This window comes from Novosphingobium malaysiense (assembly GCF_000802225.1).
Classification (GTDB): Bacteria; Pseudomonadota; Alphaproteobacteria; order Sphingomonadales; family Sphingomonadaceae; genus Novosphingobium; species Novosphingobium malaysiense.
Map to the genome: position 1 here is coordinate 57,582 of NZ_JTDI01000004.1, position 15,003 is coordinate 72,584.

16 protein-coding genes are annotated in these 15,003 nt (G+C 62.5%); 8 read left to right on the top strand and 8 right to left on the bottom strand.

The annotated features are described in order from the left end of the window. The first annotated feature begins 42 nt into the window (after window positions 1-42). Together LK12_RS24670 and LK12_RS14595 are read left to right on the top strand one after the other, a co-directional pair. Complete coding sequence (locus LK12_RS24670; protein ID WP_407938168.1) at window positions 43-240, top strand: NepR family anti-sigma factor; 198 nt, start codon at window positions 43-45, stop codon at window positions 238-240. Then, complete coding sequence (locus LK12_RS14595) at window positions 233-769, top strand: sigma-70 family RNA polymerase sigma factor (protein ID WP_039285582.1); 537 nt, start codon at window positions 233-235, stop codon at window positions 767-769. Before LK12_RS24670 ends, LK12_RS14595 begins: the two co-directional genes overlap by 8 nt. A 142-nt stretch (window positions 770-911) precedes the next feature. Here LK12_RS14595 and LK12_RS14600 read toward each other — a convergent pair whose 3' ends face one another. The 3 genes from LK12_RS14600 to LK12_RS14610 all read right to left on the bottom strand — a co-directional run bounded on the left by LK12_RS14600 (window position 912) and on the right by LK12_RS14610 (window position 2,437). After that, complete coding sequence (locus tag LK12_RS14600) at window positions 912-1,514, bottom strand: superoxide dismutase (RefSeq protein ID WP_039285585.1); 603 nt, start codon at window positions 1,512-1,514, stop codon at window positions 912-914. Between the two features lie 273 nt (window positions 1,515-1,787). Then, complete coding sequence (locus LK12_RS14605; RefSeq protein WP_039285589.1) at window positions 1,788-2,072, bottom strand: hypothetical protein; 285 nt, start codon at window positions 2,070-2,072, stop codon at window positions 1,788-1,790. Between the two features lie 95 nt (window positions 2,073-2,167). Beyond that, a complete protein-coding gene (locus LK12_RS14610) occupies window positions 2,168-2,437 on the bottom strand; it encodes a GlsB/YeaQ/YmgE family stress response membrane protein (protein ID WP_039285592.1) in 270 nt (89 codons plus the stop codon). A gap of 303 nt (window positions 2,438-2,740) precedes the next feature. Between LK12_RS14610 and LK12_RS14615 the strand changes: the two genes are divergently transcribed. The 5 genes from LK12_RS14615 to LK12_RS14635 all read left to right on the top strand — a co-directional run bounded on the left by LK12_RS14615 (window position 2,741) and on the right by LK12_RS14635 (window position 7,338). After that, window positions 2,741-4,438 (top strand): FAD-binding protein, encoded by a 1,698-nt coding sequence (locus LK12_RS14615; RefSeq protein ID WP_039285596.1) that lies wholly within the window; start codon window positions 2,741-2,743, stop codon window positions 4,436-4,438. Beyond that, entirely contained in the window at window positions 4,435-4,974 is a 540-nt protein-coding gene (locus LK12_RS24950) for a CoxG family protein (protein WP_039285598.1), read from the top strand. The genes LK12_RS14615 and LK12_RS24950 overlap by 4 nt, the downstream gene beginning before the upstream one ends. Before the next feature lie 58 nt (window positions 4,975-5,032). After that, the gene (locus LK12_RS14625) at window positions 5,033-5,800 is read left to right on the top strand and encodes an energy transducer TonB (protein ID WP_039285600.1); all 768 of its coding nucleotides are present in this window, start codon (window positions 5,033-5,035) and stop codon (window positions 5,798-5,800) included. 113 nt (window positions 5,801-5,913) lie between these two features. After that, window positions 5,914-6,801: a TauD/TfdA dioxygenase family protein gene (locus LK12_RS14630; protein WP_039285603.1), complete on the top strand. Its 888-nt coding sequence runs from the start codon at window positions 5,914-5,916 to the stop codon at window positions 6,799-6,801. 81 nt (window positions 6,802-6,882) lie between these two features. After that, window positions 6,883-7,338 carry an RrF2 family transcriptional regulator gene (locus LK12_RS14635; RefSeq protein ID WP_039286065.1) on the top strand — a complete coding sequence of 152 codons (456 nt, stop codon included), beginning with the start codon at window positions 6,883-6,885 and terminating at the stop codon, window positions 7,336-7,338. A gap of 1 nt (window position 7,339) precedes the next feature. Here LK12_RS14635 and LK12_RS14640 read toward each other — a convergent pair whose 3' ends face one another. Further along, on the bottom strand, window positions 7,340-8,116 hold the full coding sequence (locus LK12_RS14640; protein ID WP_039285607.1) for an SDR family NAD(P)-dependent oxidoreductase: 777 nt from the start codon (window positions 8,114-8,116) through the stop codon (window positions 7,340-7,342). 68 nt (window positions 8,117-8,184) lie between these two features. After that, window positions 8,185-8,829 carry a TetR/AcrR family transcriptional regulator gene (locus LK12_RS14645; protein WP_039285609.1) on the bottom strand — a complete coding sequence of 215 codons (645 nt, stop codon included), beginning with the start codon at window positions 8,827-8,829 and terminating at the stop codon, window positions 8,185-8,187. 125 nt (window positions 8,830-8,954) lie between these two features. Between LK12_RS14645 and fahA the strand changes: the two genes are divergently transcribed. Continuing rightward, window positions 8,955-10,262 carry a fumarylacetoacetase gene (gene fahA, locus LK12_RS14650; protein ID WP_039285611.1) on the top strand — a complete coding sequence of 436 codons (1,308 nt, stop codon included), beginning with the start codon at window positions 8,955-8,957 and terminating at the stop codon, window positions 10,260-10,262. 6 nt (window positions 10,263-10,268) lie between these two features. On the opposite strand, the gene LK12_RS14655 is transcribed toward fahA, so the two are convergent. The 3 genes from LK12_RS14655 to LK12_RS14665 form a co-directional block, all read right to left on the bottom strand. After that, a complete protein-coding gene (locus tag LK12_RS14655) occupies window positions 10,269-11,492 on the bottom strand; it encodes a CaiB/BaiF CoA transferase family protein (protein WP_039285613.1) in 1,224 nt (407 codons plus the stop codon). A gap of 182 nt (window positions 11,493-11,674) precedes the next feature. Then, entirely contained in the window at window positions 11,675-14,257 is a 2,583-nt protein-coding gene (locus LK12_RS14660) for a TonB-dependent receptor (RefSeq protein ID WP_039285616.1), read from the bottom strand. A 325-nt stretch (window positions 14,258-14,582) separates the two neighbouring features. Beyond that, window positions 14,583-14,999 (bottom strand): carboxymuconolactone decarboxylase family protein, encoded by a 417-nt coding sequence (locus LK12_RS14665; RefSeq protein WP_039285619.1) that lies wholly within the window; start codon window positions 14,997-14,999, stop codon window positions 14,583-14,585. Between the last annotated feature and the right edge of the window lie 4 nt (window positions 15,000-15,003).

Sequence of the window (15,003 nt, forward strand, 5' to 3'; positions counted from 1 at the left end):
CCCCAAGGTCTGTCAGCAAGGGTGGTCGGCGAAAGGGAGCTTGTGTTGAACCAACCCAATGGACGAAAACATTCCGGGAATGTGAAGGGCTTCCCGCCCGACGTCCGCAAGTCGCAAGAGGACGGCGAACCTGGCTGGGCCTCGGGGTTGAGAAAGCTCTACAACTCCGTGGTAGATGAGCCGCTGCCGGACAGCTTTCAGGATCTCCTGAAAAAGCTGGATGACAGCGACGATGCCTGAGCGGATCAAGCCGAGCGCCGCCGACGAGGCATTCCGCAAGGAACTGCTTTCCGTGCTCCCCCATCTTCGCGCTTTTGCCCGCGGACTTTCCGGTAGAGCGGATTTTGCGGACGATCTCGTCCAGGAAGCCGCCATCAAGGCATGGACTGCACGAGAACGGTACGAGCCAGGCACCAACATGCGCGCCTGGACCTTCGCCATTTTGCGCAACCATTACCTGTCGGAACTGCGCCGCAACAAGCGTCAGACCGACATCGACGACGGCGTGGCCGAGCGCATGCTGGTCATGGACGCAGACCAGGAAGGTCCGCTGCATCTGGATGACATGGAAACCGCGCTTCAGGGGCTCGCTCCCGAACGGCGCGAGGCCGTGCTTCTGGTGGGCGCCTCAGGGTTCAGCTACGAGGAAGCCGCGGATATTGCCGGGTGCCCGATCGGCACGATGAAAAGTCGCGTCGCGCGCGCCCGAGCCGATCTCGCCAAGACCCTCAACCAGGAACCCGATGCCCTCAAGGCGGGGGCCAGATAGGACCGGGCGTCGCGGCCGCTCCACGAATGGGCAGTCCCCTTCCCTACCACGCACAAAAAAAAGAAAGCCGCCCCAAGGCGGCTTTCTCTCAATAGCTGTCCCGCTGCGGCCGGGCGCGGCCCGCACCGGGAGATTGCCGGTCTCAGGCTGGATAGGTCCAGGGGGTTCCGCGGTCGAAGTTATCGGAAGCGAACTTCCAGTTGATCAGGTTCTCGAGCACCGCCTTCACGTAGGCCGGACGCTTGTTCATCTGATCAATGTAGTAGGCATGTTCCCAGACGTCGATCGTGAGAAGCGGATTCACGTCCGAGGTGATTGCGGTGCCCGCGTCGTGGGTCGACATGACCTTGAGCTTGCCGCCGTCGACGACCAGCCACGCCCAGCCGCTGGCAAAATGGGTGACCGCCTCGTTGCTCAGCGCTTCGAGCAACGCGTCCATCGATCCGAAATCGTTCTTGATGGCAGTGGCAAGGCTCTCGCTCGGCTCGGTCTTTTCGCCCGAGAGCGACTGCCAGTAGAACCCGTGGTTCCAGGTCTGCGCGGCGTTGTTGAACAGACCGCCAGAAGACGACTTGACGATTTCCTCGACGGACTTGCCCGCGTTATCGGTGCCCTCGATCGCAGCGTTGAGCTTGTCCACGTAGGTCTTGTGGTGCGCGCCATGGTGAATCTCGAGCGTCTTGCTCGAGATGTGCGGTTCAAGCGCGTCCTGCGCATAGGGTAGCGGCATCAGGGCAATGGTCATGGCAAAGTTCCTGTTCTGGTTAACGAACGCTTGATGACGGCGCTTCTCGTGGACTTTGTCCCGAAGGCGCCGGGTGCGAGCCACGTATGTCTGTGTTCTGACCGGACAATTCAAGCGTTCAAAAGTGTCAATTTGTTTGCGAGCTCGTATATCGAGCCACGGCACGGGCTCCACCCCTCTCACAACACGAAAAAGGATGGCGGGGTTCCCGCCATCCTCTCCCCGGTTGCCGGCCCTCCCCGCAAGGGGCTTGGGAAGGACCGGACAACGCGATCAGTTCTGATCTTCGACCTCGTCGGCCTTTTCTTCCAAGGCATCCGCCTTGTCCTCGCCGGCCTGTTCGACAGCATCCGCCTTGCTTTCCATGGCGTCCTCTGCGGCGCCATCCAGTTCGTCTGCCTGATCGTTCAGGGCGTCAGCGGCCGCATCGGATGCTTCTTCCACCGCGTCCGCACGTTGCTCGATCGCATCGTCGGAAGGATCGTTGCAGGCAGCGAGCCCTAGCGCGCCCGCTGCCGCGGCCAGCATCGCGAGACGCGGCACGGTAATGGCTTTCATCCCGGAATTTCCTTTTCCCTGTTCAACGAGTTGTGCGTTTTTTGAAGGAAGGACGCACAAACCTCCCACGCGCCGTGGTTACCTGCCGAATCGGCTCAACGCATCGAACCGCGACGGAACAGGTTGACGATCGCCAACAGGATGACTGCACCCAGGAACGAAGTGAAAAGCGAAAGCAGATCGAACGAACCGCTGGTAATCGGCACGCCGCCGATCAACGGATTGACGATGATGCCGGCAATCAGCGCACCAACGACGCCGACGACGATATTGAGGAGGATGCCCTGCTGTGCATCCGTGCGCATAAGGATCGAAGCGAGCCAGCCGATGATGCCACCGACGAGCAGGATAAGCAGAAGAGTCATAGTAACTTCTCCATTTGTCTCTGTTGCAGCGAATAACGGATTGACCGCATCATGGTTCCGCGACGACGAATTGGCCGGTAGCCAGCACGAGCGCTCGGGAACGACCAGCACGGATTCCCGCCGAGACCGCACATTTGAAACTGATCAGGTGCTCTAAAATGACCTAGACGCTAAAGAGTCGCCTGTGTTTTGGTGAAAAAAAGACATTGAAACGTAAAAGGTGCTTAATTAGACATAGCGAGCGGTGAATCTCCCCGAGCGAGGGAAAATGCCCGCGGATGCCGCTGGAAAAGGATGCCAAGAATGCTGCGAAACGAGCCACAGGCCTGGGACGTCGAAACGGATTTTCTGGCTATCGGATCGGGTATCGGTGGGCTTTCCGCCGCAATCACAGCCCGCGAAATGGGGCTCGAGGCGATGGTGCTGGAAAAGGCCGATCAGGTCGGCGGCGTCACTGCCCTCTCGATGGGGGAAGTCTGGGTCGCTGGCAATCACCATGCCGCAGAGATCGGCGTGGAGGACAGCGTCGAAAGCGGATTTCGCTACCTCAAGCGGCTGTCGATGGATTACGGCAGCGATGCCGCAATTCTGAACTTCACGGCCAGCGCCCCTGCCGCGCTAAGGTGGTTCGAGGACAAGATCGGCCTGAAGATGATGCCGATCCGCGGCTGCCCGGATTACTATTACCAGGTCAGCAACGACGGCGTGCCCGAGGGGCGCATGCTGGAGGTGGAGCCCTTCCCCGGCAAGTCGCTTGGGGACTGGGCGGAAAAGACCCGCCTCTCGCAGATGCCCTATGGGATGACTCACGCCGACATCGACGAAGGCGGCGGCGTGGCCAACATGATCCACTGGGATTTTGCGAAGATGGCGCAGCGTATCGAGAACGACGAACGCTGCCTGGGCTGCGGTCTGGTCGCCTATTTCGTCAAGGGCGCGCTTGATAGCGGCGTGAACATCATGACCGGCGCAGGCGCAGTGGAGATCTATGCGGACGGATCGCGCGTTACCGGCGTGCGCGCCCAGAAGGACGGCAAGGACATCAACATCCGCGCCAGCAAGGGCGTGCTGGTCGCCGTTTCGAGCTACGAGCGCCGTCAGGACTACAACAAGACCATCGGCCAGCAGCTCGAACTCGGCACCATCGTGACGATTTCGGCCGTGGATGGCGCGAATTTCCGGCTTACGGGGCCCCTGGGCGCCCGCACGGCCCGCGTGCCGGATGTCACCTCGCTCGGCTTCATATCGCCCGGCGAGGAGGATCCCGAGGGCTATCCGATGTGGCGAAGCGCGCTGCAGATCATCGGCCAGCCGCACATCATCGTGGTCAACAAAGCGGGGGAACGCTTCGGCAACGAGGCCTTCTACCGCTCCTTCTACTACAAGATCGACCAGATCGACGGCCTGACCCAATCCCATCCCAACATGCCGTGTTACATGATCTTCGACAGCCAGGCGCGCGCAAAGTATCCGATCGGCTCGATCCTGCCGGGCATGGACTGGCCCGAAGGGCTGGGCTGCATCGCGGACACGCTGGACGACCTGGCGCGCAAACTCGGCATCGATGCCGCGGCTCTGGAGGAAACCGTGGCGACCTTCAACGAAGGGGCCCGGCAAGGCCGCGATCCGGCATTCGGGCGCGGCGAGCAGCCGTGGAGCTTCTGGATGTGCGGCGACAAGAACAACAAGCCCAACCCGGTGCTCGGCCCGCTCGAACAGGGACCGTTCTATGCCATCGAACTCAAGCGCATCGGCGGCTCGGGCATTCCCTCGGCGGGCATTCTCGCCGACGAGCACGGCCGCGTCCTGAACTGGCAGGACGAGCCGATCCCGGGCCTCTACGTCGCGGGCAACTCGATGGCGCGGATGGAGACCGGCGCGGTGATGCAATCGGGTATCTCCAACGCGCGCGGTATGACCTACGGCTGGCTTGCAGCACAACATGCTGCCGGACAACCCAGCGACCTGCTGGCCAAGGAAGCGGAAAGGCTCGGGCTTTGATCGAGACACGCCAGACCGTCACCATCCGCGCGCCCATCGACGTGACATGGGCCTATGCCAAGGACGTCGAGCGCTGGGCGGAGATCATGCCAGGCTACCAGTCGTGCCAGATTGAGGACGAGGACAACTCGCTCTGGGTCCTCAAGATCGGCGTCGGCGCCATGGTACGCACGGTGAAAGTCGCCGTGCATGTCGAGCGCTGGGCCGGGCCGGAACGGGTCGACTTCACCTTCAAGCTGCAGGGCGACCCAGTCGAAGGCGGCGGCTCCTACGAGGCAGCCGCGACGCCCGACGGCCTCACTCACGTGGACCTTGCCGTACAGGTGCGTGGCTCCGGCCCGATGGCGCCGATGTGGGAAGCCATGGGTGGCCCTGTACTTCCCAAGTTCGCCAAGGGCTTTGCCGAGGAGCTCAAGGCGAGGATCGAGGCGCAGGCAGGTACTGCAGCGCCTGGCCAGGCGCCCACTGCCACAAGGGACCGCCCTTCGTGGTTCACGCGTCTTCTGAACTGGCTCAAGGGACTGTTCAAAGCCTGACCCGGAAACCGGGACCTGTGCCGGCCGTTTTCGAAACGGGGCAAGGAAGGCTTGAAACGTGCGCAGATCCCGCAAGGAACAGACGCTTTCCGCAATGGCCGCTGCAGCCATAGTTGCCGGGGGCACGGTGGCGCTCGTTCTGGGACTCTCGTTCGTTCCCAGCGTCGACGCGCCGCAACGCGCGCTCGAGACCATCCTGCCCACGCGCAACACCCCGCCTGCCCCCTCTCCGACACCCACGCCGCCCCCTAGGTCCAAGCCGAGCTCCGCAAAGGCAGGCGCGCCACGCGACGAACCCGCCCCGGCTTCCCGCAAGAACGAGGCTGCACAGATCGTGCTGCCCCCGCCCAGGCAGCCACCGCTGCCCCCCCCTCCCCCCGTGCCCACTGCCCCCGAGGCCGGAACTGGATCAGCCGCCAACCAGGGCACGGCCAAGATCGACGGGGCCGGGCGAGGAACTGGCGGTGCAGGAAGCGGCACAGGTGGAGGTGGATCCGGCGGCAGCGGTTCGGGAGCCGGATTCGGGCGCGGCGATCTCGCGACCTATCCGCGGCAGATCGCAGGCAAGCTGCATTACTGGGAAATTCCCAAGGAACTGCGGCGTCACCATGGCGGCGTGGTGCGCCTGCGCTACCGAATCGGCGTCGACGGACGCGTTAGCGACTGCCGCGTGCTGCTATCCAGCGGTTTTCCCGAGTTCGACCGCAAGACGTGCGCCCGCATCACCGATCGCTTCCGCTTCAAGCCCGCGCGCGGCCCGGATGGGCGCCCCGTACCCTTCGTGATGACCGAAACCCACGGATGGGATTACGAGCCGGACCGATAAGCTCTGATCGCCTTGACGAAGGCCATGGTGCAATTATCCGATGGACAAGAGGCCTCCGGACGCGCAAGCTGTACACCTGTACAGCATAATCCTTGGGAGAGGAGCGCAAGACCGTGTCCATTACCGTAGAACCCGTTAAGCCGCAGATCGGCGGCATTGTCCACGTTTCGCCGGACCACCTGCTCGACGAAGAGACGATCGAAACCGTGCGCTCCGAACTAGAGAAGCGCGGCGTACTGGTGTTCCCGCAGATCAACGTCTCCGACGAATTGCAACTCGCCTTCACCGACAAGCTGGGCGATCGCGTGAACTTCACCCGGCAGGTCCCCGGTTCGGATGCGGAAACGGCAGACGTCTACAAGATCACGCTGGACCGCAAGCTGAACTCTGAGCCCGACTACGTGCTCGGAACGTTCTTCTGGCACATAGACGGCATCACCATCGACCAGCCCCTGCCCAAGGCCACCGTCCTTTCCGCACGCAAGCTTTCGGCTTCCGGCGGCGCCACAGAGTTCGCCAATCTCTATGCCGCCTGGGAAAAGCTTCCCGAAGAGGAGAAACGGGAGATCGAAGATCTCACGGTAGTCCACTGCGTGGAAGCGGCAGTACGCCCCGTTCACGGCCACCCCAGCGAGGAGCGTCGGGCGCGGTACAAGGCCATGGCCGCCGTCATGGAACAGCCGCTGGTGTGGACGCACGAGGACGGCCGCAAGTCGCTTCTGCTCGGCACCCATGCGGATGGTATCGTCGGCATGCCCGGCCCCCATGGCCGCGCCCTGCTCGCCCGCCTGCAGCAATGGGCCGCCCAGCCCGATTTCGTCTACACCCACAAGTGGAAGGAAGGCGACCTGGTGATCTGGAACAACCAGGGCGTGATGCACCGCGTGGTGCCCTACACGGACGAAGGGCGCGTGATGCACCGCACCACCATCGCCGGCAAGGAAAAGCCGGGCCACAAGGCCGACGAGGCCAATGTCGAGAGAATCTACCAGATTGCTTGAGAAAGGTCCGGGTGGCGCTTGACGGCGCCGCTCGGTTGGGAGCATGGCTCGGCGATCGTCTTTCGCGAGATAGCCCCTGCCATGCTCTCTCAGAAAACCCGCTACGCGATTCGGGCCATGCAGCACCTTGCCGACAGGCATGGCAAAGGCCCCATTCCGCTCGCGGAGATTGCCGATGCACAGAACATCCCGGCCAAGTTCCTGACCGTGATCCTATCCGAGCTTGCCCGCTTTGGCATTGTCGCTTCACAGCGGGGCAAGGACGGCGGCTACTGGCTCGGCGTTTCTCCCATCGACATCACATACGGCGACCTGATCAGGGTCATGCGCGGATCGCTCGCACTTGTGCCTTGCGCCAGCCGCTTTGCGCACGAAACCTGCAAGAATTGCGTCGAGGAAAAGGACTGCCGCACGCGGGCCCTGATGCTGCAGGTACGCGATGCCACCGCCGAACTGCTCGACGGCGTGCGCCTGTCGGACCAGATCGAACTGGCACCCGTGGCCGAGGACGCTGAAGCGCAGGGCCTGCCCGGCTAGGTCAGCCCCCGGTCATGCGCAGGCCGGCATCGGCTATCAGGGTTTCGCCAGTCACCCGGTTTGCCGCCTCACATCCCAGGAAAAGCGCCGTTCCGGCGATATCCCCCGGCGTAGAGGCAACCTGCAGCGGGGTGCGCTCGATTACGGATTCGCGAATCTTGTCTCGATGCGGCCCCAGCTTGTCGAACCAGCCGGTGTCGATGAAGCCGGGGGCAAGCGAATTGATCCTGATCTTCGGTGCCAACCCCCGCGCCAGCGTCAGAACCATGGTATTGAGCGCCGCCTTCGAAGCGGAATAGGCCATCGAGGAGCCGTTACCCGTCACCCCGGCCACCGAGGACGTAACGACGATGGCCGCCCGGTCGGACTTCTCCAGCAGGTCGCGGCAAGCCCGGACCGTCTGGAATGTGCCGACTACGTTGACGCGATAGACGTCAACGAAATCGTCGGCCGAAAGTTTATCCAACTGGTGAGCATGGGCGGGCCGCGTCGTCTTCCCCGCGTTGCAGAACAGGGCATCGATCCGCCCGAACGGTTCCGCCGCAGCGGCGATGGCCTGGCAGTCGGCGTCGCTGGCGACATCTCCCTGCACGATGACCGCTTCGGCCCCGTGTTCGCGCACCTGCCGCGCGGTCTCCTGCGCCTCCCCTTGGCTGCTGGCATAGTTGATCAGGACTGCTTTCGCGCCCTGATCGGCCGCTCCCACGGCAATCGCCCGTCCAAGGCCGGTCGAGGCGCCGGTCACGACGACAACGGCATTCTCATATGGTGGTTTCAACGGTTCCTCCCTCTCGGCCTCCTCATGCGGAGTATGCGGCGCACCTTCAAGGGGCGCCGTGGAGCAACTTAGTCAGGAGGCGACGTCGTCGCTTCGCCGTGCTGCAGGAAGTGCAGCAGAGTGCGGGCCAGTTGATCGATCGCCATCTTGACGTTGGGACCCGGGCCACCCTCGGTGATCTGCACCGTGGTCCCCTCGATCATGAACAGCATCATGTAGCACTTGATGCGCTGCGCTTCGCGCTCGTCGCGCGGCAGGGCATCGAGATCGAAGCCGGCAAAGCGTCGGCCAAGGGTAGCGATGATGTTGTCGTGATGGCGGTAGACCGGGTCCAGGATATCGGTCTGCAGGTTCGCGCCAGCCCAGAACAAATTGAGCGAATTGCGGCGCTCTTCCTGCTCTCCGCGCAGCCGCACGATCCATTTGCGCACCGAGGACAGGCTTAGGCGCTTCACCGTCACCAGTTCGGCATAGATCTCGAGCTGATATTCCAGATCCTGACGCATCAGGTCGAGCAGCATTTCATCCTTGCTGCGGTAATAGAGATAAACTGTCGCACGGCTGACGCCTGCCTTTTCGGCGATTTCTTCCACGGAAGCGGGGAAGAATCCCTTGGTATAAAAGACCTTGCGCGCTGCGACCCGGATGCGCGCGATTGTGGGCTTAACCTTGGGGCGGGAAGCCTTGCGCTGCGACTGTGTTTTCGTTGTCATAGACACTTGATTAGCTGCAACCGATTGACTTGGGCAAGTTAACAAAGGAACCGGCGCGTGACCCGGCGGTTTTCAGGCTATAGGACCACCGGCTCCCAAGGAAACTAACAAAGAGGTTGCCCGCCATGACCATCGATGAAACCCACGACCCGGCACGCGAATCCTGGGTCGAGAGTGCAAACGGGCATGCCGATTTTCCGATCCAGAACCTTCCGCTCGGCATCTTCTCGCGAAACGGCGACAATCCGCGCGGGGGTATCGCCATAGGCGACATGATCGTCGATCTGCGCGCACTGGTCCTCTCGGGGTTGCTGGAAGGCGAAGCCCGCGAGGCGGCGAGTGCGGCGGACTCCCCTTCGCTCAACGCCATGCTGGCCCTCGGTGCCGGACCGCGTCGCGAACTGCGCCGGCGCGTTTCGGCACTGCTGGCGAAGAACGCCACCGAACAGGCACAAGTGGAGCCTTTGCTCGTCCCGCAGAGCGAAGCACGAATGCACCTGCCGGCGCACGTCGGGGACTACACCGATTTCTACGTCGGTATCCACCACGCAACCAACATCGGCAGTCTGTTCCGCCCGGACAATCCGCTGCTGCCCAATTACAAGCACGTGCCGATCGGCTATCACGGTCGCGCCTCGACAATCCGGCCGACCGGGGCCGAAGTGATCCGCCCGCAAGGCCAGACCAAGGCGCCGACCGCCGATTCCCCGTCCTTCGGCCCCATCGCCAAGCTCGACTACGAACTTGAACTGGGCGTGTGGATGGCTGTCGGCAACGATCTCGGCTCGCCGATCCCGATCGCCGAAGCCCTCGACCACGTCGCGGGGATCACGCTGCTCAACGACTGGTCCGCGCGCGACATCCAGGCCTGGGAATACCAGCCGCTGGGCCCCTTCCTGGCCAAGAACTTCCTCTCCACCGTTTCGCCGTGGATAGTGACCATGGAAGCGCTCGCGCCCTTCCGCCGCGCGCAGCCGGCACGCCCCGAAGGCGATCCGAGGCCCCTGCCCTATCTTTGGGATGAGGCCGACCAGAGCGAAGGCGCGCTGTCACTCGAACTCGACGTCTTCCTGACCAGCGCGGCGATGCGCGAAAAAGGCATGGAGCCGCTGCGCCTCAGCCATGGCGCGGCCAGCAACATGTATTGGACCATCGCGCAGATGGTGACGCACCACGCTTCCAACGGCTGCCAGATGCAGACCGGCGACCTGCTCGGCAGCGGCACGATCTCGGGCCCCGAGGACGGCTCGCAGGGCAGCCTCATGGAAATCACCCGCAACGGCAAGGAACCCGTCGAACTGCCCACGGGCGAGACCCGCACGTTCCTGGAAGACGGAGACGAGCTCGCGCTCGCCGGACACTTTACGGCAGACGGCGCGGTCTCGATCGGCTTTGGCGAATGCCGCGGGACGGTGTCACCGGCCCGCACCTAGGCGCGTTCAGGCGACGCCGGTCACCACGCCCCGCTGCGCGCAGTCGGCAATGGCATCATCCGAAAGGCCCAGTTCGCGCAACAATTCCGCCGTGTCCCGGCCCATGGCCGGGGCACATTTGGGCTCTGGCGGCAGCGGACTGCCTCCGAAGGAAACCGGGCCCGAGACGATGGTGACCGGCGTGCCGTCCTCCACCGTGACATCGAACAGCACGTCGTTTGCTGCGGCCTGCGGATCGGTAACCAGTTCGCGCAGGTTCTGGATGACTTCCCAAGGCGCATCCCAGTCCGCAAAGGCTTCGCGCCATTCATCCAGCGTGCGCGATGCGAAAGCCTCGTCGAGCGCGGCCAGCAGCGCATCTCCATGTTCGACGCGGCTCTCCACGGTTGCAAAACGCGGGTCCTCGAGAAGATCGTCGCGCCCCGTGCGCCGGCACAGTTCCGGCCAGTAGCGCTCGGGATCGAGAAACATGAGTTGCAGGAAGCGTCCATCCGCCGTCTCATAGGCGCTGGTCAGCGCATGGCGGCCGGGATTGGCCAGCTTGGCCAGTTGCTCGTCGCTGAGCGCCGCGCCCATCGTGACATCGGCCGAAAGGATCCACATGGCCGAGGAAAGTAGCGAGATCTCGATGGTCGTGGCTTCGCCAGTCCGTTCGCGATGGAACAGGGCAGAGGCCATGCCGAATGCCACGTTCATCGCGCCGGCATGGTCGCCGAGTGCCGGGCGCGGCCGGGTCGGGCGCTGGCCGGGCATCGAGAGCAAGTGGGCAAATCCGCCCCGCGCCCAGAAGCACGATGCGTCATAGCCGGCGCGATCCGCCTGTTCGCCGCGGAAACCGAGGCCGTTGCCATGGGCATAGATCAGCCGGGGATTGCGCTCGCGCAACACGTCGAGCGTGAGCCCCAGCCGCTTGAGGGCACCGGGACGGATCGAGGTGAGAAAGATGTCTGCCGTCTCGACGAGTTGCAGGAACAGGTCCCGCCCCTCCTCGCTCTTGAGATCGATGGCGATCGAGCGCTTGTTCCGGTTGTTCAGTTCCATTGCCAGGTTGGCCGACTTGGTCTGGCGCCCGTCCGAGATCTTGAGCCGGCGGTAGGGATCGCCCTCTGGCATCTCGATCTTGATCACGTCGGCGCCGAGATCCGCCAGGATGGCGCCGGCCGCCGGCACGAACACGAACTGCGCCAGTTCCAGAACCCTGACGCCCTTGAATACCTGCGTGGCAAACATTCCCGCTCTCCCCAATGGTCGCGACGCGGTCAATCGCCGCGTTCCATCGAGCCGGGACGATAGCCGCGCCCGCCAATCGTAGCAAGCGCTTGGTTTAGCAAGCGTGATTTACCGGGAGAAAACGAAAGGCGGGCCCCTGAAACGGGGCCCGCCTCCTTGGACTTCGACGGGGATCGCCGGCTTTACTGGCCGAAACGATACTTGAGGCGAAGACCCCACATGCGCGGTTCGCCCAGCAGCGCCGAACGGAAGCCGCGGCTCGTGTTCTCGTTGATGTTGAGGTAGACGACTTCCTTGGTGACATTGGTCACGAACAGGGCCGCGTCGATGGGCATGCCGCCGACGTTGTTCCAGTTCACATTCAGGTTCAGGACCTTGGTAGCCGGAACAATGCCGGCGCCGTCAGACGAGTAGACGACCGTTTCCCCGTCGACGACGGCAACGCCATCCGCCCCGTCCGCCACCGAGCGGAACTTGCCGGTGTAGATGAAGGTACCGCCAAACGTGATGTCGCCCACCGATTCCGGCAGCGGCAGCGTGTAGTTGGCAGACAGCGTCAGCTTGTGCGGCTGCGCGTTCGGGATCGGGTCGCCCACATTGGGCAGGGTGACGGTATCATAGGGAGATCCCGGCGCGAACGTCGGGGCGACGAGTTCCTTGATCTTGGTCTTCAGGTACCCGTAGGCCGCGCTGAGCCGCATGCCCTCGAAGGGGCGCAGGTTCAGTTCGGCCTCGAAGCCCTTCAGGGTAGAGGACCCCGAGTTGACGATGGATGCACTCGGCGGTGCGGTCGGAAGCAGGTTGCCATTTTCGTCGAAGTTCGGCTCGATATCCTGGACACCCAAAAGCAGCTGCTGGTTGGTGAAGTCGTTGTAGAAACCGGAAATGTTGAACGAGCCCGGGACCGGACCGTACCAGCTCGTCTTCGCGCCGATTTCGTAGGTGTCGACCTTTTCCTCCTCGTAGGGCTGCGTCGTGTCGGGACTGAAGATCGACAGGCCGCCCTGACGGTAACCGCGCGTCCACTTGGCATAGAGCAGCACGTCCTCGATCGGCTTGTAGTCCAGGCCGAGCAACCAGGTCGGCGCCTTGCTGGACTTGCTCTGGATGTCATGGCAGCCGTCGTAGATATCCTCGATCGGAAACTCTGTCGTCGCCGTCACCGTGGTGCCCGAGGTGTTCGAGACGCCGATCGGCGCGCCGCAGCGGAATATCCCCGCAGCCGCAATCGGCCTCAACTGCTGCACATCGGTGGTCTGCTTGTCCCAGGTGTAGCGGATACCGGCAGTGAACTTCAGCTTGTCGGTAATGTCATAGCTGGCCTGGCCGTAAAGCGCATAGTCGCGGAACTTGGTGCGCGAAAGCTGGCCATTGATCGACCCCAGCGAGAAAAGTCCAGCCGGCGAAGTCGGAGGCGGAATAAACTGGAACGAACAGTCATAGGTGTCGATATCGTTGCAGGCCGAAAACGTGGCCGTCTGCACGCCCGACTTGCCGAGCGGATCGCTGATCTCCGCATAGGCACCTGCCTGCCAGGTCAGGCGCCCACCGCTGGGATGGCCCTGCAACTGGAGTTCGGCGACGAACGTGGACTGGGCATTGGTCTTGCCCGTGAACGGATTGATATGGGTGAAGGCAAAGCCGGTAACCTGACTACCAGAGGTCTCCGATCCATAGGGCACCCGGGGATCGAGGAAATAGGTGCCGAACAGGTCGAGATTCGTCTCGCCCAGGAATTCGCCGTAGGACAGGATGTTCTTGACCGTCAGGCTGTCGCTGGCCAGCCAGGTCGTGGTGTTGATGATCTGCCACTGTTCGATTTCCGATGCGGAATCGGGCAGCCGGTTCGACACGGTCCAAGGTCCGTATTCCGCCTCACGGTTGTACTGCGCGGTCGCCAGGTCGCCGAAGGGGAACAGGCCCGATGCGTAGACACCCGGGAACGCCTCGATGATCTTCGGGATCACCCCGTTGCTCTTAGAATGGGTGTAGGTTGCAACCGTGTAGTTCTCGAGCTCCGGCGTAAGATTTGCCAGAGCGCTCAGACGGAGGGTGATGTAGTCGAGATTGCCCATCCCCTTGTTGCCGTACCGACCGTCGCCCAGGTTGCCGATGTTGCGCAGATAGCCGTCACGCTTCTTGCGTTCACCGCCAAAGCGAAGCTTGAACGTATCTGAGAGGGGGACGTTGAGCACCGCTTGGAGACCCATCAGGTCATAGTCGCCTGCGGTCGCCTCGACATAGCCCTCCAGCAGGTCGGTCGGCTTCTTCGGCACGAGCAGAACGGCACCACCAGTCGAGTTACGGCCGAACAGCGTGCCCTGCGGACCCTTGAGGACCTGCACATTCTGAAGGTCGAAAAGGGCGCCGGGACCGGCGCCATCGCCGCCGAACGACGCGCCCGAACCGCGAGGTGCGACGACGTCGGCAAAGTAAACACCCACCGTGGCCGTCGTGCGCTGCTCCTGCGTGAAGCCACGGATCGAGAAGTTGGTGCTGTCCGCGCCGTACCGGTTGTTGACCTGAAGGCCGGGCGTGAACGCGGCAATATCCTTGATGTTCGACACGTTATTGTTGTCGAGCGTATCCTGATTATAGACCGAGATCGACACCGGCACGTCCTGCAGGCGCTGTTCGATGCGCTGGGCCGTTACGATAATGTCGTTCGCGCCTTGCTGATCCGACGATTGCGCCCACGCCGGCATGGCGGAGAATCCCCCAAGCGCGCTTGCGGCAAGCAGAATCGTCCTGTGGTGATGTTTCATGCACTCCCTCCCTTGGTTACCCCAAAACTTTGCCGCCCCCCGGCGGCTGTTTCGTTCCGCATTATTCGGAATCGAAACGAATGTTTTTCAGTTTCGCATTACAGTGACGAATAATTATTCGTCAATTCAAAAACACGCAATTTCGTATACAAATAGACAACCGTCTAACCTTGTAGCATTTCGGCCACAGGCGCTCGGAAAAACAGGGGAAAGGACAGTATTTATGATCCGCAGAAGCTCACAAATGCCCCTCTCAGGAGAGCAATTTCCCGTTCAGAGTATACATGTTCAGGGCGGATTTTGCTTGCAGAAACAAGCCCTTCCCTCACCTGGGGGGAGGTTGTGACCGCGCCGTCTCCGCATCGATCTGGGCAAACGCTTCGAGCATCGCCTTCTTGGCGGATTGCGCGGCAGGAAAGCCGGCATAGGGGATTGCCGAATAAAAGATCTCTTCAAGCTCCTGGCGGGTGAGACCGTTCTTCAGGCCCATCCTGGTGTGATAGACGATCTCGTCATATGCCCGGCTTGCGATCAGCATGCCCAGAACCGCACAGCTGCGCATCTTGCGCTCCAGACCGTCGCGGGACCAGACCTCACCGAATGCGAAGTCGATCGTCCATTCGGTCTGTTTGGCCCCGAAGGCCGTATTCGATTCCATATGTTCGCGCGTAGTGCGGGCCATGTCTTCGCCATAGATCTCAGCAAAGAGCGCCAACCCCTTGTCGCGTGGGCTTTCTGCCATATGC